Annotated in this window: 17 protein-coding genes; 10 read left to right on the top strand and 7 right to left on the bottom strand. The window is 38.9% G+C overall.

All coding sequences use genetic code 11. The features are described from left to right. Window position 1 precedes the first annotated feature (1 nt). Window positions 2–1,492, top strand: a complete 1,491-nt coding sequence (locus EL17_RS00690) for a xylulokinase (RefSeq protein WP_035068657.1) — start codon at window positions 2–4, stop codon at window positions 1,490–1,492. A 72-nt stretch (window positions 1,493–1,564) separates the two neighbouring features. Next, window positions 1,565–2,878: a xylose isomerase gene (xylA, locus tag EL17_RS00685; RefSeq protein WP_035068655.1), complete on the top strand. Its 1,314-nt coding sequence runs from the start codon at window positions 1,565–1,567 to the stop codon at window positions 2,876–2,878. Between the two features lie 211 nt (window positions 2,879–3,089). On the opposite strand, the gene EL17_RS00680 is transcribed toward xylA, so the two are convergent. Then, window positions 3,090–4,184: a glycoside hydrolase family 43 protein gene (locus EL17_RS00680; protein ID WP_035068653.1), complete on the bottom strand. Its 1,095-nt coding sequence runs from the start codon at window positions 4,182–4,184 to the stop codon at window positions 3,090–3,092. A gap of 304 nt (window positions 4,185–4,488) precedes the next feature. Here EL17_RS00680 and EL17_RS00675 point away from each other — a divergent pair, with 304 nt between their 5' ends. Beyond that, window positions 4,489–5,034: a protein N-terminal glutamine amidohydrolase gene (locus EL17_RS00675; protein ID WP_035068651.1), complete on the top strand. Its 546-nt coding sequence runs from the start codon at window positions 4,489–4,491 to the stop codon at window positions 5,032–5,034. 184 nt (window positions 5,035–5,218) lie between these two features. On the opposite strand, the gene EL17_RS00670 is transcribed toward EL17_RS00675, so the two are convergent. Further along, window positions 5,219–5,944, bottom strand: coding sequence for a LytR/AlgR family response regulator transcription factor (locus EL17_RS00670; RefSeq protein ID WP_035068649.1), 726 nt, complete (start codon window positions 5,942–5,944; stop codon window positions 5,219–5,221). Further along, window positions 5,941–7,020: a sensor histidine kinase gene (locus tag EL17_RS00665; protein WP_316932602.1), complete on the bottom strand. Its 1,080-nt coding sequence runs from the start codon at window positions 7,018–7,020 to the stop codon at window positions 5,941–5,943. Before EL17_RS00665 ends, EL17_RS00670 begins: the two co-directional genes overlap by 4 nt. Window positions 7,021–7,288: 268 nt before the next feature. Here EL17_RS00665 and EL17_RS00660 point away from each other — a divergent pair, with 268 nt between their 5' ends. Continuing rightward, the gene (locus tag EL17_RS00660; protein WP_035068646.1) at window positions 7,289–9,793 is read left to right on the top strand and encodes an outer membrane beta-barrel family protein; all 2,505 of its coding nucleotides are present in this window, start codon (window positions 7,289–7,291) and stop codon (window positions 9,791–9,793) included. A 55-nt stretch (window positions 9,794–9,848) separates the two neighbouring features. Here EL17_RS00660 and EL17_RS00655 read toward each other — a convergent pair whose 3' ends face one another. The 4 genes from EL17_RS00655 to EL17_RS00640 all read right to left on the bottom strand — a co-directional run bounded on the left by EL17_RS00655 (window position 9,849) and on the right by EL17_RS00640 (window position 14,944). Next, entirely contained in the window at window positions 9,849–11,390 is a 1,542-nt protein-coding gene (locus tag EL17_RS00655) for a Ppx/GppA phosphatase family protein (protein ID WP_035068644.1), read from the bottom strand. Window positions 11,391–11,721: 331 nt separating this feature from the next. Next, the gene (locus EL17_RS00650) at window positions 11,722–12,627 is read right to left on the bottom strand and encodes an AEC family transporter (RefSeq protein ID WP_035068643.1); all 906 of its coding nucleotides are present in this window, start codon (window positions 12,625–12,627) and stop codon (window positions 11,722–11,724) included. A 178-nt stretch (window positions 12,628–12,805) separates the two neighbouring features. Further along, on the bottom strand, window positions 12,806–13,552 hold the full coding sequence (locus tag EL17_RS00645) for a J domain-containing protein (protein ID WP_035068641.1): 747 nt from the start codon (window positions 13,550–13,552) through the stop codon (window positions 12,806–12,808). Window positions 13,553–13,720: 168 nt separating this feature from the next. Further along, window positions 13,721–14,944, bottom strand: coding sequence for a PQQ-dependent sugar dehydrogenase (locus EL17_RS00640; RefSeq protein ID WP_035068639.1), 1,224 nt, complete (start codon window positions 14,942–14,944; stop codon window positions 13,721–13,723). Between the two features lie 281 nt (window positions 14,945–15,225). On the opposite strand from EL17_RS00640, the gene EL17_RS00635 reads away from it, so the two are divergent. The 6 genes from EL17_RS00635 (at window position 15,226) to EL17_RS00610 (ending at window position 24,329) form a co-directional block, all read left to right on the top strand. Further along, window positions 15,226–15,642, top strand: coding sequence for a Fur family transcriptional regulator (locus tag EL17_RS00635; RefSeq protein ID WP_035068637.1), 417 nt, complete (start codon window positions 15,226–15,228; stop codon window positions 15,640–15,642). A gap of 62 nt (window positions 15,643–15,704) precedes the next feature. Continuing rightward, entirely contained in the window at window positions 15,705–17,699 is a 1,995-nt protein-coding gene (locus tag EL17_RS00630; RefSeq protein ID WP_035068634.1) for a heavy metal translocating P-type ATPase, read from the top strand. A 249-nt stretch (window positions 17,700–17,948) separates the two neighbouring features. Then, on the top strand, window positions 17,949–20,138 hold the full coding sequence (locus EL17_RS00625; protein ID WP_051719679.1) for a M3 family metallopeptidase: 2,190 nt from the start codon (window positions 17,949–17,951) through the stop codon (window positions 20,136–20,138). Between the two features lie 222 nt (window positions 20,139–20,360). Beyond that, window positions 20,361–21,851: a hypothetical protein gene (locus EL17_RS00620; RefSeq protein WP_051719678.1), complete on the top strand. Its 1,491-nt coding sequence runs from the start codon at window positions 20,361–20,363 to the stop codon at window positions 21,849–21,851. A gap of 226 nt (window positions 21,852–22,077) precedes the next feature. Next, a complete protein-coding gene (locus tag EL17_RS00615; RefSeq protein ID WP_035068632.1) occupies window positions 22,078–23,130 on the top strand; it encodes a sugar phosphate isomerase/epimerase family protein in 1,053 nt (350 codons plus the stop codon). A gap of 158 nt (window positions 23,131–23,288) precedes the next feature. Beyond that, window positions 23,289–24,329 (top strand): aldo/keto reductase, encoded by a 1,041-nt coding sequence (locus tag EL17_RS00610; RefSeq protein ID WP_035068629.1) that lies wholly within the window; start codon window positions 23,289–23,291, stop codon window positions 24,327–24,329. The last annotated feature ends 60 nt before the right edge of the window (window positions 24,330–24,389 follow it).

The following is a 24,389-nucleotide window of genomic DNA, read 5'->3' as shown; positions in this document are numbered from 1 at the left end:
GATGAGAAGATTATTGATAGGATATGACATCGGAAGCTCCTCTGTAAAGGCCACTTTACTAGATGCAGATACCGGTAAAGTCGTAGCATCAGAAGGATTGCCTAAAGTAGAAATGTCCATTAACTCACCACAGAAAGATTGGGCAGAGCAGGACCCAATGATGTGGTGGAAGTATATCATTGAAACTACCAAATCGGTTGTAAATGCCGGTGGCATAAAGAAGGGTGAGTTAAAAGCCATCGGCATTTCTTACCAAATGCATGGGCTGGTATTAGTGGATAAAAACCAACAAGTATTACGCCACTCTATTATCTGGTGTGATAGCAGAGCAGTAGAGATAGGGAATAAGGCATTTAAAGAGTTGGGAGAAGAATACTGCCTTCCACATTTGCTTAATTCCCCAGGCAATTTCACTGCCTCCAAACTGAAATGGGTAAAGGAAAACGAGCCGGAACTATATAGCAAAATACATAAAATTATGCTTCCTGGCGATTTTATAGCTATGAAGCTGACTGGGGAAATACTTACTTCTGAAACCGGACTATCGGAAGGAATTTTTTGGGATTTTAAGACCAACGGTGTCTCAGAAAAACTTTTAAGTCATTATGGTATAGATAAATCCCTATTGGCCGATGTGGTGCCTTCATTTTCCCAACAGGGCAAGGTGACCCAGGAAGCTGCTGAAATTCTCGGCATTGAAGCTGGGGTGCCTATTACTTATCGGGCTGGAGACCAGCCAAATAATGCTTTTTCACTGAATGTATTAAAAGCTGGAGAAATCGCGACCACTGCAGGAACTTCAGGTACTGTATATGGTGTGAGTACCGAGCCGGTATATGATGAAAAATCCAGAGTAAATACATTTGTTCACGTGAATCATAGTGAGCGTACGCCCAGCTATGGGGTGCTGCTTTGTGTAAACGGGACGGGTATTTTAAATTCCTGGATGAAAAAGCTGATGGGAAATGGTACAGTTGATTATGCTGAAATGAATGAACTGGCATCAGAAGTCCCTATAGGATCAGAAGGGCTATCTTTTATACCTTTTGGCAATGGTGCAGAACGGATCATGGAAAATAAGCATGTAGGTGCACATATGAATAATCTGAACCTTTTAAAACATGATCGCAGACATATGTTACGTGCAGCCCAGGAAGGGATAGTATGTTCTTTGACCTATGGGTTTAATATTATGAAAGATATGGGATTAAACCTAAAAACGGTAAAGGCAGGCAAGGCCAATATGTTTTTGAGCCCACTCTTCAGAGAAGCTTTTGTGAATATGAATGATGTAAGCCTGGAACTCTATGATACCGATGGCGCACAGGGAGCTGCTAGGGGAGCTGGTGTAGGGGCAGGTATATATGAAGATGGCCATCAGGCTTTTGATGGTCTGGAAAGGATAGCACTTATAGAACCTGATTCTTCTCTCACTACTGCCTATACAGATACCTACCACCATTGGGAAAATTATTTGGGTAGATTAAGATAAAATCCAATATATATAGTATTAATATACTAAGATTAACAATAAAAATTAACCTATTAACTAAATACAATTAAAATGTCTAAAACCTATTTTCCATCAATTGAAAAAATTAAATTCGAAGGAAGGGATTCCAAAAATCCTTTTGCTTTCAAATTTTACGATGAAAACCGTGTAGTAGGGGGTAAAAGCATGAAGGAGCACTTCAAGTTTGCCATCGCATACTGGCATTCATTCAATGCCAAAGGGGATGATCCTTTTGGTCCAGGAACCAAAACTTTTGAATGGGATGAGTCATCCGATGCTGTTCAGAGAGCCAAAGATAAAATGGATGCTGCATTTGAATTTATTCAAAAGATAGGAGCACCATATTACTGCTTCCATGATGTGGATCTGGTAGATGAAGGTGATTCTATAGAGGAATATGAAAGAAGGATGAAGGCCATAGTCGAGTATGCTAAGCAAAAGCAGCAAGATACTGGTATCAAGCTTCTTTGGGGCACAGCCAATGTTTTCAGTAACCCACGTTATATGAATGGTGCTTCGACTAACCCCGATTTTAATGTAGTTTCATGGGCAGCTACTCAAGTTAAGAATTCTATTGATGCTACTATAGCCCTAGGTGGGGAAAACTATGTATTCTGGGGTGGAAGAGAAGGATATATGTCTTTACTCAATACCGATATGAAACGAGAAACAGAACATTTAGCTCAGTTTCTTACCATGGCGCGGGATTATGCGCGTCAGCAGGGTTTTAAAGGTAATTTCCTTATAGAGCCAAAACCAATGGAGCCTACCAAACACCAGTATGATTTCGATTCTGCTACGGTAGCCGGTTTTCTAAGACTTTATGGATTGGATAAAGATTTTAAACTTAATATAGAAGTAAACCATGCTACCTTAGCCGGTCACACATTTCAGCATGAGTTACAGGTAGCCGCTGATGCAGGTATGCTAGGAAGTATAGATGCCAATAGAGGTGATTACCAAAACGGTTGGGATACTGATCAGTTTGCACTTAACCTCCAGGAATTGACTGAAGCCATGTTGGTAATACTGGAAGCAGGAGGAATACAAGGTGGTGGAGTAAACTTTGATGCCAAGCTAAGGAGAAATTCTACGGATCTAGAAGATCTTTTTCATGCACACATCGGCAGTATGGATGCTTTTGCAAGAGCATTGCTTATAGCTCAGGACATTCTGGATAATTCAGATTATAGGGCTATGCGTAAAGCGAGATATGCTTCGTTCGATGAGGGTAAAGGCAAAGAATTCGAATCGGGGAAACTGACTCTTGAAGACTTACGCGAACATGCTCTTGCCACTGGAGAACCTAAATCTATCAGCGGAAGACAGGAAATGTATGAGAATCTGTTGAATCAATTCATTTAAAGCCTGTAATATCCTAAATACTTCCTACCCAGGTTCGGCTATTCTAATCTTTAGGGCGGGCCTGGTAGGAAGATGATAGGGATATTCCCATTTGTTGTATCAAAATAAAAAACCATGCCTCTACGGAAGCATGGTTTTTTTTATTTTCGAAAAAAATATCACGTGATATCTGTTTAATAAATCTACTTTTCGTCCGTAAAGGACATACATTTTATCTTCTCATAGGATCGATGGTCTCTATAGTACCATCAGGTCTGTGTTTCAGTTCCGTCATTTTAATATTTCTTAGGTGCGTTTCACCTGACAGCTCAGTGTCATGATAGAATATATACCATTTCCCTTCAAATTCTACTATAGAATGGTGATTGGTCCAGCCTTCTACTGGTTTTAAGATTACACCTTGATAGGTAAATGGACCATATGGAGAATCACCTATAGCATAGGCGATGTTATGGGTGTCACCTGTAGAATATGAAAAATAATATTTATCATTATAATGGTGGACCCACGCAGCTTCAAAGAATCTCCTGTCATGGTCTCCAGCTAATATAGGACTCCCATCTTCATCCAATATCTGAATATCCCTTGGTTCTTCTCCAAACTGTAACATGTCGCTGCTTAATCTGGCAACTTTTGGTGCTATGGCAGGTTCATCATCAGCAGGCTCATCATCATATGGACTGGTGCCAGTAGATAAATATTCTCCTGTTCTCCATTTCTGCAACTGTCCACCCCAGATACCGCCCCAGTAGATGTAGTGCTGCCCATCATGGTCTTCAAAAACGGCTGGATCTATGCTGAAGCTTCCTTCCATCGGATCAGGCTGTGCCGTAAAAGGGCCGGCCGGTGAATCAGCTACGGCTACACCCAGTCTAAATATATCTTCCTGGTCTTTGGCGGGAAAGTAGAGATAGTATTTACCGTCTTTAGTAGCTGCATCAGGTGCCCACATTTGTCTTTTTGCCCAGGGTACATCATCTACATCTAGGACCATACCATGGTCGGTGATCTCTCCTCCAGGTCGCTCCATAGAATAGACATGGTAATCCCTCATGTTGAAATGAGCTCCAGAATCATCCTCTTCCACTACGGACTCTACATCATGCGATGGATATATATATATCCTTCCTTCAAAAACATGGGCGGAGGGATCTGCCGTGTAGTGGTCGGAAATCAAAGGTTCATTTAAAAATCCGTTTTCCGTGGTTTCCTCTTCTGTGGTATCTTGCTGTGGAGATTCACAGGAGTAAAATGATAAGAATAAAGCTGCAGCTAAAGTTTGCTTTAGCCATTTGTTATGGTACATCATGAACTATAGGTTTATTGATTTTATCAAAAATATAGATAATTTTTAAATTAAAAAACAAAATTGAAATCGGTTTCATATTTGAAATGGTTTACAATTATGCTAATTACAAATTTGTCTAGTTTTTTTATATGCTAAATCACTTTAACAGGTTGGAATTATGACTGTCAAACGAATTTTTATACTTAACATCATGGGATATCAGAGCTCGCTGTAGGATATGGTTATCCAAATTACGATAATAGATGCTTAAAAAAGGTTAATATTATTATTCTGGTTTTAATTAATTGTAATTTTACCTTTTATGAAAATATCACCGTTTGAGTATACAGCTAATTATTGTGAAGAGAATATATGGCATTTGTGCCAACACCCTTTCTTGGAAGCCGATCACAAAAAAGTCGTACTGATATCCAATACAGCTAAAAATTGTCCATTTTATGCCCAAAAATCAGCTCTACAAACTCAGCCTGTCTGGTGGGACTATCACGTAGTACTGTTGGCTACCATAGATAGTGTGGATCACATCTATGATTTTGATTCTGATTTGCCATTTCCTACTCCGCTTACCCATTATTTAAATCAGACATTCCCCAATTCAGAAAGCTGGTTATCCAAAGATTTACCCCAATTCAAAATAATACCTGCTGTATCATATATCAATGATTTTAATTCTGACCGCAGCCATATGAAAGACTCCTTTGGAAAATGGATATTTACTCCTCCCGCATGGCCCCTTATCGGTACAGCAGGGAAGTTATTACTCCGAGATCTTTTGGATTTTGACGGCGACCGCTACTATAAAAGATTTACTTTAAATCAAATGCATTTATATATTAATAGCCAGTAATTTTTTCTGTTTATATAAATTACTTGTCTATGATCATTCTGATTTGAAAATGGTTAGGATCCAGTGAAACAAAAGTCTATGTGAGCTTAGGTAGATTAAAACCATATGACACTTCTCTTTCTGTCAATTTGCTTACAGATCAACTTATTAAATGATTTGTCAGATTTTAACTTAAACATCCCCGTCATCCCATCCATTTACTGAGAAATTGCATAAAAGTTTCTTTATGATTTTCGCTTATGGTGATTTGGGTGTTTCCTATGTTGACCATATTTCTTGAAATGGAATCGATGTGGTCCAGGGATATGATAAAGGACCGGTGTATGCGCATAAAGCGATCAGCAGGTAAGAGGTCTTCCATACTCTTTAGGCTGGATAGAGAAAGTATAGGGTTAGACTTGTCCAGTAAATATACCTTTACATAATCTTTGTAAGCCTCTACATAGGTAATGTCCTTAAGCATGACCTTTACAAGCTGGTATTCTACTTTGAGAAAAATGTAATCCTCCGGTTTGTGATGGTTGGAAGGGGCAATATTGTTTATGTGCTGAAAGGACCTGGTAGACGCTTTCAAAAAATCCTCATAACTGAAAGGCTTCAATAAATAGTCTATAGCATCAACTTTATAACCTTCAATGGCAAATTGATTATAGGCAGTTGTAAAAATTATTTTTGGTTTATTTGATACGTTCTTAGCATCTAAAACCCGGGCCAGTTCCATACCAGAAAGGTCGGGCATCTGAATGTCCAAAAAAACTAGATGAACTTCATTTTTGTTTAAAAAGCCAAGGGCCTCAATGGCATTTTCAAATTTACCAACTAAGGAGAGGAAGGAAGTTTGTCCAATAAATCTGCAGACTAGATCGAGCGCTAATGGTTCATCATCTACAGCTATACATTTGATTTTCATTTCAGCTTTATTTTTAAATGTAACCTGTATTCATTTTCCGGATTTTCATCATCTACTTTAAGTTCGTGCTTTTGATCATAAAGTAAAGCTAGCCTTCTTCTGGTATTGGCCACTCCTATGCCGCTGGCATTTCCTTCAGGTGTGCTTTGGTTTGAACTGAAAATTGAATTTACGGTTTCAAGAACCATTATTTTATCTCTAATATAAATATTTATACTGATCTCACTGGATTTTTGGGAACTGATCCCATGTTTAAAACAGTTTTCTATAAACGGCAGTAACAGCATCGGTGCTATATTATCCTCTTCAAAATTTTCTGGTATGTTGATCTTCAATTTGATTTTTTCAGATAGCCTTAATCGCATCAGTTCGATGTAATCTTTGATAAATTCTAATTCTTTACTGACACGGGTATTGTCTTTTTCAGTTTCATAGAGTACATATCGCATCATCCTAGAGAGTTTGAGTATAGCTGTCTGCGCTTTTTCTATATCTAGATTGGTAAGTGAATAGATATTGTTCAGCGTATTGAAGAAGAAATGCGGATTGATCTGTGCCTTGAGGTATGTAAGTTCAGAGTTGATCCTTTGCTGCTCCATTTTTAACCTTAATGCTTCATCTGTTTGCCATTTTCTCACGGCAGCCACACTAGTGCTGATGCCTATACCCATATAAAACACGAGCAAATTATATAAATCAAATGTGCCAAATGTTCTAGGCCTTCTCACGTAAGGTTGATCGGGGCGAAAGACACTATGCATCACTTCTGCCATATTGAAAAGAATATCATAAGTAAAAATAACTCCAATGTATGCACCTCCCATAGCCAGAGCTATCAAAAGAAATTTTAAGTTATCGTTTTTAAATAAAATCCTAGGTACCAGAAAATGTAAGTTGATATAAAAGGCAGTGAGCAAGAGTATCAGCATCAATCCCTGCTTAACCCAAAATTCTAACGGTAAATCTACTTTCCACGATAATGGGGTAATGATAAACAGATAAGAGCCAAATAATATCCATCCTAGGAAATGTATAAGTACCGCAATATTTTTTTTATAAGGACTTTCCTTTATCATATTAAAATGAGGTGTTTGATCAGTAAACTAAAATAAAATTTTGTTGTGAACCTAATTCAATCTGCCAATCAGTTAATTATGCCTGCCAATAGTGAAAATGAATAGACTAAAAAAGTTTATGGCCAACCGTAAAATATTCGTCTGTTTAAAAGACAGTTTGGTCGAGACAACCGTCCTTTTGGTCTATTGTGCTTTTTTTAATGTGTATTGATTTGTTCCTTTGTTTCCTCAAAGTGTCCAATAGGGCCGCAATTTATATTTATTCCTTATGAAAATTACTTATTTCCTTTTAATCTCCTTATTCTTAGTATGGGCTGCTGCATGTCAGACTGTAAAAGCTCAGTCTACTGAAAGGGATAACTACCGGATTTCGGGGCGGATTCTTGAAAAATCCGGAGAACCTGTCCCTTATGCCACCGCAGTCCTTTTAAATGCAGCAACCCAAGAACAAATAGCCGGAGCGGTAGCAGATGCGGAAGGCAGATTTTTTATAAGTGGATTTAAAAATGGTACTTATGTAGTCCAATCAGCTTTTATGGGATTTAATCCTATTACATCCTCAGCATTTGACATCACCGAAGCCAGAAAATCCTTTGATCTGGGTGATATTACCTTGGAAGAAGAGGCAGTAAATCTGCAAGAAGTGACAGTAATGGGACAAAGGAGCCTGATAGAAGAAAAAGTAGACAGGACTATCTATAATGCAGAATTTGATAAAACCACAGTTGGTGGTAGTGCTACAGATGTATTGAGAAGAGTGCCAATGCTTTCAGTAGATTTAGATGGCAATGTTTCTATGAGAGGGAGTGCCAATATATTGGTTTTGATAGATGGCAAACAGTCAGCGATAGTAGCATCCAATATAGCAGATGCGATGAAGCAGATACCGGCCGAGGAAATAAAATCAGTGGAAGTCATTACATCTCCATCAGCTAAATATGATGCTGAAGGTACAGGCGGGGTGATCAATATCATTACCAAAAAGAACAATCTTCAGGGAGCCTCCTTAAATATAAACAGCAGTGCGGGCCTAAGGGGATCTAATCTAGGCTTAAATGCCAGTTTGAAAAGAGGGAAAATGGGTTGGACTCTCGGAGGATTTGGTAGGAGTGGCTATAATATCCTAGGGGCATTTGAAAACCAACAAACATTGCTCAACCCAAATGCTCCTAATGTAAATATTAACCAATCTGCAGATACCAGATCCAATATGCTTTTTGGAAGGTATAATTTAGGATGGGACTATGAAATAAATAAGTTCCACTTTCTAACAGCTTCTGTCAGTGTAGGGGTGAGGAACATGAAAAATCGTCAAAATAACCTTTTGACCGAAACCTTTGTAGAAGAAGAATTTTTAAATGCATTGCTCCAAAATGTCAGAATAGAAGACCTTTCCAATAATGTGGATGTAAACTTCAACTATACCAAAACTTTCGAAAAGAAACTTAAAGAATTCAGTGTTTCCGGTTTGTACAGCAAAAATAACACTACGAATGATTTTGTCAACAGCCTATATAACGAAAATTTTGATCAGATAGCCCGTAGGGTGATGAATGAAAACAGGGGCGTCAATGAGGAGTTTACGATACAGCTGGACTATATAACTCCTTTGGGCAGTGGTACTAACCAAATATTGGAATATGGGGCAAAGAATATCCTTAGGAGGGCGACAAGTGATTTTGGTTATTTTAGAGCAGATGGTCCAGATGGCCCATTTATCCAAGATACGAATGTGGCTTTTTCGAATGAATTTACCTATGACCAAAATGTCAGCGCTGCGTATACTTCATACACATTAGGTTTTTTAGATCATTATACCCTAAAAGCTGGCCTAAGATATGAATATACTACTATAGATGCTGATTTTAGAAATTCCGAACTTCCCGCTGATATTCCCTCCTACGGGTTGTTCGTTCCCAGTATCAATTTAAGCAGAAAATTGACCAATGGTAATATGATTAAAGCAGCTTATAATAGGAGGGTCCAAAGACCTTCATTACAGTTCCTTAATCCCAATATAAATGCTGCCAACCCACAGCAGATATCTCAGGGTAACCCTCTATTGGATCCGGAGCTGACTGATAATTATGAACTCTCTTATAGTACTTTTGTAAAAGGTTCTTCAGTTAACTTTTCCAGTTTCTTTAGAAATACCACCGGTTCTATCCAGCCCGTAAGAACTATACAGGACAATGATATCATTTTCACCACCTTTGAAAACATAGGCCGTGAGCAGGCTGTAGGCCTTAGTGTATTTTCTAATATCAATCTGTCCGGTAAATTTTCACTCAATGGAAGTATAGACGGGTACTATGCCATGCTCAGCAATGGTTTAAGTGATCCGCTTTATGCTGCTTCAAATGAAGGTTTTGTTATCAGTGGTAGGTTATTTGCCAATTATACATTGCCAAAAGATTGGCAGATTCAGGCCTTTACATTTGCCAGAGGCAGACAGGTTCAGTTACAGGGAACTGCCGGAGGATTTGGCATGTATGGTCTTAATATCAATAAACAGTTTAATGAAAAAAGAGGGAGTATAGGTTTTGGTGCTGAGAATTTTCTGATGTCCGAATTGAGGATACATAATGAACTCATTACACCCACTATATTACAGCAAAGTACCAATACGATGAGAAATATGAATTTTAAAATTAATTTTTCTTATAGAATTGGTAAATTAAGTGTAGATGGACCTCGAAGGAGACGCAGAGGAGTAACCAATGAGGATCTTAAAGAGGGAGGGGGCTCTGGAGAAGCTGTAATCAGTAATTGATCAGAGTTATTAGACAAAATTCACATAATAAAGCCGCTAAGATCTTTAGCGGCTTTTATGCTGGTAAAGAGTGCGCTATTATAACTGGTCTTTTTAAAACTTTTAAAAGTGTATCAGCATAACGTTGCGCTTCCCAAATTTCCATATCTATATTTTCATCACTGATAGCATAAATAGTAATATTGTCGGCAGCTATATTACATGATAGATCTTCTACCCATTGGTTTTTTGTCTTGTCCAATCCTACCGCTAGCCTTAATATCCCAGCTAACATCATTAACCCTTTACGCTGATACTTAAACAGCTGTTTTACTTTTTTATGTTTTTTTTTAGGACCTGATTTTCGGTGATACCTCGCTAATAGCGCCAGCATGATAAGCTCTTCATTATTAAATCCCCGGAGTCTTCCGTTCAGAATGAGATATTCAGAGTGTTTATGATAGTTTTCAAAATTGATAAATAATCCTATGTCGTATATAAGACTGGCATGGTAGAGCAGCTCTCTGAAATGATCATCCATTTGGTGCAAAGATCGGAGCTGGTCAAATACCTTTAAACCTAAAAAGGCCACGTGTTTTTTTGATTCTATGTCAGTGTCATATCTGATTGATAATTGTAAACAGCTTTTTTCTTTCAGCGTAACACCTGATCGCACAATAGAGTGCTTCTGCACATTTTTTTCAAGGTAATCAATAATTAAGCCTTCTCTGAGAGAAGCATCACAGAGCGTTATTTCTTTAGCATCTATCAATTCTAATAATGTAGAGAGTAATACTCCTCCTAAATGGATAGCATCACTTCTACTGGTCCCTATTCCCACTATCTTTGATCTCTCGTCTTGGTCTTTTTTCAGTAAACTATGTACTAAATAGTCCAAATCCTCTTTATGAATTACTTCAGCATTGACTGAGTTTATGATCTGTTTACCCATTTTGTTCATGATGGCTTCGCCAAATGACCTAATGGTGCCAGATGTACCGATTACCTTCTTGTATCCTACATATTTAGCACTGGATAGTGTTTTATTAGCTTTACCAGCTATTTGGTTCCGAATGGATTCTAGTTCTGTTTTTTTCATTTTGCCAGTATGGCCTACCGCATCAAGGAGACGAAGTACTCCCAGTTTTATGCTGCTTTTAAAAATCACCTCTGTTTGATTGCCTACCACTGCTTCAGTACTCCCTCCCCCTATATCCAGTACCAGGGCATTGTCTTTTCCTATGTCTATAGCCCGTTTGACTGCTAGGAAGATAAGTCGGGCTTCTTCTTTTCCTGAAATAAGTTGTGGGATCACACCCACTTCATGTATGATCCGGTCCAAAAAATCCCTCCCGTTTTTGGCTTCTCTGGTAGCAGAGGTAGCTGCTGTTATTATTTCGTCCACACCAAACTTATCTGCTAACTGGACATAGCGTGTAATCGTATCAATGCCCAAAGCAAAAGCTCCCGGGTTTATTTCCTTGTTAGAGAATACACCTACCCCCAGCTTTACCATTTCCTTTTCCTGTAACAAAATCTCAAAGGTTCTCTGGGAGGTCACCTTCACAATGATCATATGTATGGAGTTGGTTCCAATATCTATGGCAGCTAGATTCATTTTCTAAAATTTTATATAAAAAGAAAAGCTGAATGCGTTTCAGTATAAAATCGGAATGAGTAGGGGATAGTTTAGAATTTTCTTTGAAGTATTTTGTAAGGTTTAAGTGGTGATGACCTGAATTTCACATATGAAAGGAACAGATGCATCGGAAATGGCCATGAAATCTACCACGGCTTTGCTATTTAAAGTGTCCCAATGGTGTGTATAACAATCGTTTTTTTTATTCTATGTAGTATTAAATACATCCCTTTCAGATCATTCGTTTCCATATCTATGCCCTTTTATTAAAGTTATAGATTATTTCTTGATCCCGTAGATTTTTTTCAGATTATTGCAGTATCCAATACCATATTAAAAGTGTGATCATCGACAAAGGAATGCCTACCCCTACCATGAGTGAAGCAAGTTTTGGCTTTAAATGATAAGTGACCGCTATAATGGAGGCTGTGATCATAGGTGGCATAGCCATTTCCATCACAGTGACCTGGAATATTAGATCCTGAAAATCCAGAAAAAAACCTAGGAAAACATATACCAATCCTGGCGCTATCACTAAAGATAAACCTAATCCTACGATCAAAGGTGGCTGAATTAAATCTTTCCCTTTTATTTTTATCTGCAGTCCTACAGCTATCAAAGCAATAGGGGTTAAAGTAAGGGCTATAAGATCTAAAAGCCCTTTTAACATTCCTCCGACCTCAAAATTAAAAATGTTCATCACTAGTGAAAGGATAAAAAATAAAAAAGGAGGGAATTTGAATATTTTTTTAGTTATATCTCTTTTTCTTAACCTGTTTTCACCATATATAGCGGCAACAATAATGGCCAAACTACTGACCAACAGAAACGAACCTGGCTGATCTACCAGCAAAGCTATTTTCAAGCCTTCCTTTCCATATAATGCATCTATAATAGGGAATCCCAAAAATGAGGTGTTTGAGAGTCCAACAGTAAGGACCAAACAGCCAATGGTAGCTTTATCCCATTTGGATAATCGCCCAATTCCTTCAATAATCACCCAAGCAGCCAAAAAAAACACCCATACCGTAACTACCGGTAAAATTAACTCAATACTTAAAGTAATGGCTGGAATATGACGGATTGCAATAGCCGGAAGCACCACATAGATAAGGTATTTATTCATCATATGGACAGTATTTCCCGGTAAAAACGTGAACCTTTGGAGGCTTACTCCGAAGAATAGATAAACAAAAACTAGGATTAGGTTCAGCATGAATGGTGAATTTGACTTTCGCTATATTGAATTGATGGAAGGTTTTCTACTGAACTTATAAAACATTTAACAGGCTAATTATACACTGGAAACCTATTTATTAAGGATCAGTGCTAAAGTGCATAGCCTTGGTCCATTGCCACATGATTGACTTCCATTCCTTTTACATAGGTAATTGTTAAAATGGCTGTTTGAATATTTTCTTGGTTCTTTTTTCCATCAATTTGATCCTTTCATGAAATTGAGTATAAAGTTCGTCAATAAAAGAAAGGGGATTTTCATACGTGCTTAAAATGCCATATGTATAGGTACTTTTAAGTTCCGCTAATTCTTTTTCAATCATTTTTTTCTTTTTGGTCAAATGAGATAGTCTTATCTTCTCATTTACCTCAGGTATGTGGATTATTTGATCTTCCTTAGCATTATCTAATATTACATATTGGTAAAAATTAAGAAGTTCTTCCAGATCTCCAGATTGATAGATCTCGTTTAGTCGGGCGGTGAGATCGGTAGCCCGGTGTATATGTTCAGCTGTTGCTGCATGTAGGAGCTTATCGGGATGAACATGCACTATAGCCTGTTTATAAAGTTTTCTAAGTTCTTTTTGTTCGGCGGCTTCCAGATTGGTAGGTGGTAAGGGAGTTGTGTTTACCTGTTTTATTCCAGTAGGTGGGATATAATTTTTTCCTTTCTGTTTTTGTAGGAGTCTTTTTGATTTTTTTTCCTTTTTGTAGTTTTTATATAATTGATTTAGTTCATCAAGCTTTTTTATTTCATTTTCCAGCCTTTTGTGGATGGTATTCTGAAAATCAGACAATTCCTTTTTTATATCATTAAGTGACTGCTCTATAGAGGTGATTTCCTCTAGCAGTTTTTTAATATGGTCTTCAGGAGAGAGGTTTGGCTGATGTGTCGAGGGTAACATTTAGAATGAATATTTTCTTCAAAGGTATGGATATAATTTCCAATCCTAAAAGAAAAATCCGGCAGTATTTATAATACTGCCGGTATAAAAATCCTTTAAAAGTATATAGGAACTAGTTTTTTATAAAGTAAAATTTTTTTTATTTATTATAACCAAGTACAATAGGTATTATTGATTATGAGCTATTCTATAGATGACCCCATTAGTATCGTCAGAGACTAGAAGGGAACCGTCTGCATGCACAGCCAGTCCTACCAATCTACCAAAATGAGCATTGTTATTGTTTACCAAAAAGCCGGTTAAAAAGTCCTCAAACCTCACCGGGGTTCCGTTTTCAAAAATGATCCTGCTCACTTTATATCCCTCTGGTGTACTTCGGTTCCATGATCCTCTATAGGCTACAAATGCATCACCGTTATAATCTGCAGGGAATTGGTTTCCTGTATAAAATACCATCTGCATAGGTGCAGCATGCGCTGTATACATCAAACTTGGAAAGGTAGACATCGCTGCAAATTCCGCATAGGTCATGTCTTCAGGCCTAGGATACGCATTGTATCTGCCGTCATCAAAGATATAAGGCCAGCCATAATGTGCACCGTCTATGATATGGTTCAATTCCTCATGGGACACATCATCGCCTAATTTATCTATACCATGATCCATTCCCCAGAACATCGACGTTTCAGGATGCCATCCAAACCCAATTGTGTTTCTCAACCCTTCTGCATAAATCCTCATATTGGAACCATCAGGATTGGCCTGGAGCATAGTAGCATGAAGAGGGTTTGGTTCAGGGCATGCATTGCATGTACTACCTACACTTACGTACATCATGCCATCTGGGCCAAACCCTAGGGTCCTATTGGGGTGCTGTCCGCCATCTGGCAGACCGCCGTAAATGAGTTGAGGTGCTCCCAAGGTACCATTGGTATTAATATCTGCAGCGTAAATCTCTTTTATGGTGACTATATATAATTTGTTATCAAAAACGGCCAAACCATGTGCATCCTCCAAAGTGGCCACCACTTCTCTACGGTCTGCGGCACCATCCCCATTAGTATCTTCCAATAATATGACTTCTCCATCTTCTCTGTTGGTGACATATACATGTCCAGAGGAAGTTGCTGCCAGGATTCTAGCTTCCCCAAGCTCATCTGCAAATTTCCGAACCGAAAAACCTTGTGGAACCCTTAGTTGTTGGATTCGTTCATCGGTAGCTGATAATTGGGCCGGCTTGAATACATAGGTGCTGATTTGGGATTGGGTAGGGTCTTCGTTTGTTTCCGGGATGATAGAGTCCCAAAATTCCGAAATGGTATCACTAGAACATGCTAATAGCAAACAAGTTATAGATGTAATGAAACCAATAGAAAGTAAAATTTTTCTCATGTTATACGTATTTAGATGTGATATTCTATTATCAAATTAAATTCCACAAATTTTTTAATATTAATAAAAGGAAATTGGGGTAAAAATCCGCCTAAAATGGTTGATGCTCACATTTCGATTCAATCATATGATACATTTAGGGTAAATGGGTGGTACTAAAAAGGAACGGATTGTTTCCCAAGCTACTTGAGATGGTTTAAAATCATTTAACCCTTTATTGTAGGTAAATCCCGAAGATTCGTTTTAATTGCCTTTGAGTTTAATCTATCTAATGGGTCAAAATGGATCAAAAATTTGAAGGTATCCTACAGCTTAAAAAAATCCGTCCTACTGCGATGCGCTTGCTGGTGCTGGAACAACTCTCTGCGCAAAAATCTGCTATCAGCCTTTCGGATTTAGAACATTTTTTTGAAAAATCCGACCGGGTAACCTTATACAGGACTTTAAAAACCTTCCGTCAAAAAGGTCTGGTTCATACTATCGATGATGGATCCGGAGCTCCAAAATATGCGTTATGTGAAGAAGGCTGTTCATGTGTTCTAGATAAAGATTTGCATGTGCACTTTCACTGTAAAGTATGTACAGAAACCTTTTGTTTGACAGACTTTAGGATACCTGAGATTTCTCTACCCGTAGCATTTAAGGCGGATGAAGCATCTTTGGTAGTAAAGGGGGTATGTAGTAGTTGCAGCGGATAATTGCAATACCTATGCATGGTATAATTGTCTAATTTTGATAGATAATTTAAAGGGATAAAAAAATGAAGGATCATCACAATGAAAACATACCTGATGCAGTAGAGATCAATTCTCCCCGGACGGCTGAACATCCAGGTCCAATGGATGCTGACAACTGCTGCGGTGCAGTACATCCTAAAAGGAAGGAACAATCTATTGGCTGGAACCAGTGGAAGACATATATACCTGCAGTGGTAAGTTTGATTTTACTTATAACCGGTATTGCATTGGATTTTTTTGAAACGGGATGGTTTACTGGGATTATCAAATTGGCCTGGTTCACTGTGGCTTATTTCTTAGTAGGCTGGGATGTGCTTTGGCATGCGGTCATCAATATAGGGAAAGGAGAGGTGTTCAATGAGTTTTTCCTTATGGGCATCGCTACCCTAGGCGCATTTTATTTAGGCGAATACGCAGAAGGTGTGGCGGTAATGCTTTTTTATGTGATCGGTGAGCATTTTCAGGAAATAGCAGTCCGCAGGTCAAGAAAATCTATCAAAGACCTGATAGACAACAGACCTTCAATGGTAAGTGTAAAAAGAAATGGACATTTTGTTACAATTGACCCTGCTTTAGTGGGATTGGATGAAGTCATTCAGGTCAGGGCTGGAGAGAGGGTTGCCTTGGATGGGATAATGCTCAGTACTGTTTCTTCGTATGATACAGCTGCCCTTACAGGTGAGTCAAAACCCCAGACCATAAGGAAAGGAGATAAGGTACTGGCAGGCATGGTGAATCTGGATAAGGTATCCGAGCTGAAAGTAAATGCTGTTTTTGAAAATAGTGCTTTGTCAAAAATATTGAAACTGGTGGAAGATGCCAGTGGCAGAAAAGCAAAAAACCAAAAGTTTATTACCAAGTTTGCTAAAATTTATACCCCTATAGTAGTTTTTCTCGCTCTTGGCCTGGCTTTATTGCCCTATTTTTTCGTTTCTGATTATATTTTTAACGAATGGTTTTATAGAGCATTGGTATTCTTGGTGATATCTTGTCCTTGTGCCTTGGTGGTTTCTATACCCTTGGGTTACTTTGGAGGTATAGGAGCTGCTTCCAAAAATGGAATTCTTTTTAAAGGATCAAATTTTCTCGATCTGATTACCCAGGTGGATACGCTCGTACTGGATAAAACCGGAACCCTTACAAAAGGTGTATTTGAAGTTCAAAAAGTAGAAGTCAAAGGTGAAATGTCTCCAGAATTATTTATGGCACTGGTAGCAGCACTCGAAAGCAAGTCTACACATCCTATCGCCAAAGCACTGGTGACATACTATGGAGACATAACAAGTCCATTAGCGGCTGATGTGGAGGAGTTTTCTGGTCAGGGTTTAAAAGGTAAAGTAGATGGCCGAGAGATAATTGCCGGGAATGCCTCATTGATGTCACGTTTTGGAATATCCTATTCCGAAGATTTGAACCACATCGTTGACACCGTAGTAATGGTGGCTATAGATGGTGCATTTGCCGGCTATATTACCATAGCGGATGAAGTAAAAGAAGGAGTGGCAGAAACACTTCAAAACCTACGGCAATCAGGCATAAAAGAGATTATACTCTTATCAGGTGACAAAGATGCTATAGTTAGTGCCCTGGCTAAGGAATATGGTCTGGATAAATCTCATGGAGGCCTGTTTCCTCAGGATAAAGTAAGTCATTTGGTAGCTTTAAAAAAACAGGGAAGAACAGTAGCATTTGTAGGTGATGGTATAAATGATGCTCCAGTGATAGCGATGGCTGATGTGGGCATAGCAATGGGGGGCCTCGGATCCGATGCCGCTATAGAATCAGCCGACGTAGTCATCCAAAATGACCAGCCTTCACATATCATGACTGCTATTAAAATAGGCCGGAAGACCAAGCAGGTGGTTTGGCAAAATATAGCGCTTGCTTTTGGGGTCAAAGCATTGGTTTTGGGTTTGGGTGCTTTTGGAGTGGCATCGCTTTGGGAAGCAGTGTTTGCAGATGTAGGGGTGGCGCTGTTGGCCATACTTAATGCAGTGAGGATCCAGCGGATTTTCTAATCTATTAAATCTATAACGGCTAAAAGATCAAATTCTTAAAAATATTGAGATTGTCTATTTTAAATAACCATATAGTATGACTTTATAGGTACAGCAGATTATGTTTGTCAATTGATTAAAGGAATGCATATTATATTTTCTTACGTAGGGATAATGATATCTCGGTGGCGATGAGATAAACTGGGAAATGCATAATTTGAGGTAACTTGCACCTGTAACCTTCGTAAAAAAGTTATTAAAAATTATACCATGAAAAAGCAATATATAAATTTTAAACGTACTGCCTGTGGGCTGATGATGGTCCTCTCTATAGGAGCTATTGATCCCGTAGTAGCTCAGACCATGCTGAAAAATAAGAAAGAAATGAAAAGTAATACGTCGCAAGAGAATATTTTACTGAAAGAATTCGAAGGTCCCTACGGAGGTGTGCCAGCATTTGACAGAATGGATCTGGCACTTCTGAAACCGGCCATGGAAAAAGGTATGGCGATGCACTTGGAAGAAATAGAAAAAATAGCAAATAATCCTGCTGCTCCTGATTTTGAAAATACCATAGAGGAAATGGAAAGATCAGGCAAGGAAATCAAAAAGGTGTTTACGTATTATGGTATATGGGGCAGTAATGTTTCATCCCCAGCATTTAGAAAAATACAGGGCGAACTATCCCCTCAGATATCTGAATATTCTTCAAAAATAATACAGAACGAAAAACTTTTTGAAAGAATCAAAACCGTTTTTGAAAATTCACAGGAAAATCCTTTACCGGCAGATCGACAGAGGGTAGTAGATCTGGTATATGAAAATTTTGCTATGGAAGGCGCAGATTTGGATGCAGGAGCTAAGGCTAGGTATGCAGAAATCAACAAGGAGCTATCCAGACTCTACACGACATTTTCCCAAAATATTCTTGCAGATGAAGAAAATTATGTGGTTTACCTGAATGAAAATCAATTGGGAGGTCTTCCGGATTCATTTATCCGCGCCGCTGCCACTGCAGCAGATGAACGGGGACAGAAGGGTAAATTTGCCATCACCAATACCAGGTCATCTATGGACCCTTTTCTCACTTATTCGGACGAAAGGGAGTTAAGGGAAAAGGTTTGGAACAACTACTATTCACGCGGAGATAATAGAGATGAATTTGATAACAATCAGGTAATTACAGACATATTAAGACTTCGTAATGAACGAGTAGCCCTGATGGGATACGATAACTATGCGCAGTGGCGCCTGCAGGATAGGATGGCCAAAAATCCCGAAGCAGCAATGGATCTGATGCTTGCCGTCTGGCCGTCTGCTATCGCTAGAGTAGAAGAGGAGGTAGCGGATATGCAGACACTGGCAGATGAAGAAGGCTCCAGTATTACTATCAAACCATGGGATTACCGTTACTATGCAGAAAAGGTGAGGAAAGATAAATATGATCTGGACAGCGATGAGGTAAAACAATATCTGGAACTTACCAACCTTACTAAGGCTATATTCTATACAGCGGGAGAGTTGTTTAATTTTAAATTTGAACCCGTACCAGATGGATCTGTTCCTGTATTCCATTCAGATGTAAAAGTATGGGAGGTTTCTGATAAAAACTCCGGTGAGCATATTGGTCTTTGGTACCTGGATCCATTTGCCCGTCAGGGAAAGAGATCAGGAGCATGGGCTACCACATACCGAAGCCACACTACTTTTGATGGCAAACAGACGGTTTTGTCCTCAAATAATTCCAACTTTGTAAAGCCTGCCCCCGGTCAGTCGGCATTAATATCCTGGGATGATGCTAAGACTTTTTTCCATGAATTTGGACATGCTCTACACTTCCTGGCTTCCAATGTGAAATACCCAACATTGAACAGCGGTGTAAGGGATTATACTGAATTTCAGTCACAGCTTTTGGAAAGATGGCTATCAACTGATCAGGTGATTGATCAGTTTTTGTTGCACCATGAGACGGGTGAGCCTATGCCTAGAGAATTGGTGACAAAAATTGAGAATGCAGCTACGTTTAACCAAGGATTTGCCACTACTGAATTTTTGGCTTCGGCTCTGATGGATATGAAATACCATACCACTGACCCGAGAGGACTGGATCCCAGAACTTTTGAAAAAGAGACTCTAGCAGAACTGAATATGCCTGATCAGATCGTAATGCGTCACCGCTCTCCGCACTTTGGACATGTGTTTTCCGGGGAGGGATATGCCACAGGATATTATGGGTATCTATGGGCGGATGTCTTGACTTCTGATGCTGCGGAGGCATTTAAAGAGTCTCCGGGTGGATTTTATGATAAAGGGGTAGCTGCCAAACTGGTAGAATATCTCTTTGCTCCAAGAAATGCCATGGACCCTGCTGAGGCCTATAGGAAATTTAGAGGAAGAGATGCCACCATAGATGCCCTCATGAGAGATAGGGGTTTTCCTGTACCGGAAAAAAATGACTAAGGATCAAGAAAACTGAATAGTTTTTTAAAAAGAGGTTGCTTTGGTACATAAGTAACCTCTTTTTTTATGATCTAAATTTTGTATTATCTGTCAAAAAATAGACCTAAAGTTGTATAATAAAAATAGCTGTGCTAATATAATTTAAACACATGAGAGGTTGATAGGTTATGGTAATTATGAACCTTTAGTGAGGTTATATCTTTAAATCATAATTGGCTAAATATGAAAAATCCTTTCAATAAAGCAATAGGGCACATGCCTCCAAATTTTACTGCTGGATTTGATTCCGGGTTGGGATTTGTTACCGCTCTTAGCCACTTTTTAAAAGGGGAGGATTTTGAAGGATTAGGTACGATGCCTGCTATCAAACCTTTGGCATCTATTATAAATCTATTGCCAAGAAAACTAAGGGAAACTTTATATGTGGAAAGTACTGGTGCAGAAGGTATTAATCCTAATGAGACTGGAAGTATAGAAGCGGAGGAGTTTTCCAAGGCGGTAGTAAACATGTATCCCAAAAGAAAATACCCAGCCATTATCATCGGTTCCTCTAGTGGGGCGGTTTCTCATTTAGCTGCGGCCATGGGGATACCGTTTTTACCACAGACACATTTAATACCTATAAATAGACCTTCATCACTATCGGTAGATGACCCTAAGGCCACTATGGAATGGGGGATTCCAAGTGGAGAAGCTTTACTTAAAAACAACCCCCAGTTGAAGTTACATTTTATGATGGATCCGGCCCAGGATAGGCTTACACTTGAGAAAGTTGGGTTTTTTAGGGTGAAAATGCAGCGGGTAGATTTAGCTTATGAAAGATTCATCATAGAAAATCTGCAGGAAGGTGGGACCATTATTATATCCAATTGTGAAAGGAAATGGCCCGTAACTACAATAAATAAAAGGTTTTCATTTCAATTTGGCTGTGTTGGAGGAGCTGATCAGGAAGATTATTTTCAAAAGACAGATAGGACAGCTGCATTTTTGGAAAAATACAATGCTAATGTACGAAGTTGGGACCCCCCAAAAACAGATTCTCATCAACCTGAGTCAGAATGGGGCTTTGATCCGGCTATATCAGATGATATATTAAGAATAGCTAAAGATAATGATTATGGAGTAAGGGAATGGAAATTTGAAGATGCTGATGACCCTTCTCCTTTCGTGGCAGAATTATACAAGTGGTTTTATCATAAAAACGGAGTTCTTACAAACCGTCTAGTGGTGGAAAGTTTTATTATGCATGATCCCTACTGGATGCTTAAGACAGGATCTATACCTTTCTGGATGAAATTTAATATGGAAACATCTGCAGCCAGGCTGAAAGAGTATTTGGAGAAGTCTGATCAATATGATGAAATTTACCTTATGCTTTTTTCTCACGGTACGGAAGGGATAGGTTTTACAGGCATAGAGGATTGGAAAAAAATCATTGGTAAATCCAGGTATAAAAATGATTTTTTAGGAGTTGATACAGAAAAATTTCCATGGGATTTGGGATCTATGATCATGTATAATAAAGATTTTCAAGAAAAAATCACTGATAGGTACACATTCGGGACTCCACTTACCTTTGAGAAGTTAGATGGTTTTTACCTGGAATTCCAAAAGAATAGCCCTTTTAAAGACAGAATAGTGATGCAAACTTTAAAAGAGGGGGGGCAATTAAACAATACTTCCAAACCTACTATATCCAATCCCTCGGAGTAGCAGGAGAGCTGGAAGGCAGTTTAAGAATAAGAAAGTATTATAGTGCTACATCACTCTAATAAGGGGTAATGGCGAACCATACTTATCTGGATTGTGCTTCAAAATATCTTTTAAATAATTTTTTTATCCACATAAGCGCGAAAATAGCCATAAGAAATAAATTTTTTCGTAATTTAAATCTTTTCTTAAATGGCAATTAATTTTAATCAATAAATAAACAACTTATATGAACACTATTAAAGGACCAGCAATATTTTTAGCTCAATTTATGGACGATAAGGCACCTTTTAATAATTTGGAAAATATTGGAGACTGGGTAGCCGGTCTGGGATATAAGGGGGTACAGATTCCTACTTGGGATGCCCGGTGTATAGATCTTCAGAAAGCCGCCGACTCTAAAACGTATTGTGATGAACTGAAAGGCAAGCTTCATGAAAAAGGTCTTGAAATCACTGAGCTTTCCACTCACCTGCAGGGACAGCTAGTAGCTGTAAATCCGGCATATGACATAGGATTTGATGGATTTGCTCCTGACAGTGTGAAAAATAATCCCAAAGCAAGAACGGAATGGGCAGTAAATCAACTTAAACTGGCTGCCAAGGCGTCGGCTAATTTCGGATTGACTGCCCATGCTACTTTTTCGGGTGCTCTATTATGGCATACCATGTATCCATGGCCACAGCGTCCAGCTGGGTTGGTGGATATGGGATTTGAGGAGTTAGGCAAAAGATGGCTGCCGATATTAGATGCATTTGATGAAGTAGGAGTGGATGTATGCTATGAACTCCACCCCGGAGAGGACCTTCATGATGGGGTTACCTTTGATATGTTTTTGGATAAGATAGATCACCATACTAGGGCTAATATATTATATGATCCATCTCATTTCGTATTGCAGTGTCTGGACTATAAACAGTTTATAGATATTTACCACCACAGGATTAAAATGTTCCATGTCAAAGATGCTGAATTCAATCCATCAGGTAGACAGGGTGTGTATGGCGGATACCAAAGCTGGGTGGATAGAGCAGGCAGGTTCAGAAGCTTGGGAGATGGGCAGGTAGATTTTAGCGCCATATTTTCGAAGCTGACCCAGTATGGTTTTGAAGGCTGGGCTGTACTGGAATGGGAGTGTGCCATAAAAGATCCAGTTCAAGGTGCTACAGAAGGAGCCCCTTTCATACAGAGCCACCTCATTCAGGCCACCTCCAAGGTATTTGATGACTTTGCCGGCGGGGGAGTAGATGAAGATACTAACCGGAAAATTTTAGGATTATAACATTGTCAACTATATAGACCAAAGTCATAGGGAATACCCTAATTACTTTGGTCTTTAAGGATATTTTTAAATTCGATTTATCAGATTGACGCATTGTTTTGAAACCCATATTAATGAATAACTAATACTATTTACGCTTATCTACTAACCTCTATATCATGGAATACAGATTATTGGGGGCATCCGGTCTGCAGGTGCCCGTATTGAGTTTCGGAACAGCTACCTTTGGGGGAGGCAATGAATTTTTTAAAGCATGGGGAAGTACTGATACCAAGGAGGCTACCCGACTGGTAGACCTTTGTATGGACGCCGGTGTTAATTTTTTTGATACAGCAGATATCTATTCAGCTGGTATGGCCGAGGAAATATTAGGAAAAGCAATAGAAGGTAGGCGGGATAAAATGCTTATTTCTACCAAAGGTACTTTTCCTTTTGGAGAAGGGCCGAACAATCAGGGGTCTTCGAGACATCATTTAACCAAGCAAGTGGAAGGAAGTCTGAAAAGGTTGAAGACTGATTACATTGATATCTACCATATGCATGGATTTGATGCCAACACACCAGTAGAGGAAACTTTAAGGACATTGGATGATCTGACCCAAAGCGGTAAGGTCCGGTATATAGCAGCATCCAATTTTTCCGGATGGCACCTGATGAAATCACTGGGTATATCTGATAAGTATGGATGGAATAGATATGTGGGGCATCAAGTTTATTATTCACTGGCCAATCGTGAATATGAGTGGGAACTGATGCCTTTAGGTCTGGATCAGAATGTAGGAGCTTTGATATGGTCACCATTGGCAGCAGGTAGGTTGGGCGGAAAGTACCGCAGAGGTAAGCCGCATCCGGCTGACAGTAGAGTGGCCCAGGGAGGAAGCCCAGTACCAGAGGCGGTCGTAGATGAGGAGGTTTTTTACAATATCATCGATGCTCTCGATGAAGTCGCGGAGGAAACAGGAAAGACTGTGGCACAAATATCCCTCAATTGGCTGATTCAACGGCCTACCGTTTCCAGTATCATCATCGGTGCCCGCACTGAGGAGCAGTTGAAGCAAAACCTAGATTCAGTAGGGTGGAACCTTACTACTGAACAAATAAAAAAATTAGATAAAGCAAGTGAAGTACCAACCGTCTATCCGTATTGGCATCAGAGGCAGAACCTAACATTGAATCCTCTACCGGATTTTTATAAATAACTATATTTCTAAACTGGTTTAAAATTCAAATATAGAAAATGCCCCCTATGTATATTGTTA

It is taken from the genome of Anditalea andensis (assembly GCF_000714815.1).
Classification (GTDB): Bacteria; Bacteroidota; Bacteroidia; order Cytophagales; family Cyclobacteriaceae; genus Anditalea; species Anditalea andensis.
Note: the sequence above shows the minus strand (reverse complement) of the source record. Positions and strands in the feature narration are given on the sequence as shown.

What these genes read in the sequence shown, in the direction of transcription:
- EL17_RS00690 (WP_035068657.1), top strand. Translation starts at nt 2, where the DNA reads ATGAGAAGATTATTGATAGGATATGACATCGGAAGCTCCTCTGTAAAG.
- xylA (WP_035068655.1), top strand. Translation starts at nt 1,565, where the DNA reads ATGTCTAAAACCTATTTTCCATCAATTGAAAAAATTAAATTCGAAGGA.
- EL17_RS00680 (WP_035068653.1), bottom strand. Translation starts at nt 4,184, where the DNA reads ATGTACCATAACAAATGGCTAAAGCAAACTTTAGCTGCAGCTTTATTC.
- EL17_RS00675 (WP_035068651.1), top strand. Translation starts at nt 4,489, where the DNA reads ATGAAAATATCACCGTTTGAGTATACAGCTAATTATTGTGAAGAGAAT.
- EL17_RS00670 (WP_035068649.1), bottom strand. Translation starts at nt 5,944, where the DNA reads ATGAAAATCAAATGTATAGCTGTAGATGATGAACCATTAGCGCTCGAT.
- EL17_RS00665 (WP_316932602.1), bottom strand. Translation starts at nt 7,020, where the DNA reads ATGATAAAGGAAAGTCCTTATAAAAAAAATATTGCGGTACTTATACAT.
- EL17_RS00660 (WP_035068646.1), top strand. Translation starts at nt 7,289, where the DNA reads ATGAAAATTACTTATTTCCTTTTAATCTCCTTATTCTTAGTATGGGCT.
- EL17_RS00655 (WP_035068644.1), bottom strand. Translation starts at nt 11,390, where the DNA reads ATGAATCTAGCTGCCATAGATATTGGAACCAACTCCATACATATGATC.
- EL17_RS00650 (WP_035068643.1), bottom strand. Translation starts at nt 12,627, where the DNA reads ATGCTGAACCTAATCCTAGTTTTTGTTTATCTATTCTTCGGAGTAAGC.
- EL17_RS00645 (WP_035068641.1), bottom strand. Translation starts at nt 13,552, where the DNA reads ATGTTACCCTCGACACATCAGCCAAACCTCTCTCCTGAAGACCATATT.
- EL17_RS00640 (WP_035068639.1), bottom strand. Translation starts at nt 14,944, where the DNA reads ATGAGAAAAATTTTACTTTCTATTGGTTTCATTACATCTATAACTTGT.
- EL17_RS00635 (WP_035068637.1), top strand. Translation starts at nt 15,226, where the DNA reads ATGGATCAAAAATTTGAAGGTATCCTACAGCTTAAAAAAATCCGTCCT.
- EL17_RS00630 (WP_035068634.1), top strand. Translation starts at nt 15,705, where the DNA reads ATGAAGGATCATCACAATGAAAACATACCTGATGCAGTAGAGATCAAT.
- EL17_RS00625 (WP_051719679.1), top strand. Translation starts at nt 17,949, where the DNA reads ATGAAAAAGCAATATATAAATTTTAAACGTACTGCCTGTGGGCTGATG.
- EL17_RS00620 (WP_051719678.1), top strand. Translation starts at nt 20,361, where the DNA reads ATGAAAAATCCTTTCAATAAAGCAATAGGGCACATGCCTCCAAATTTT.
- EL17_RS00615 (WP_035068632.1), top strand. Translation starts at nt 22,078, where the DNA reads ATGAACACTATTAAAGGACCAGCAATATTTTTAGCTCAATTTATGGAC.
- EL17_RS00610 (WP_035068629.1), top strand. Translation starts at nt 23,289, where the DNA reads ATGGAATACAGATTATTGGGGGCATCCGGTCTGCAGGTGCCCGTATTG.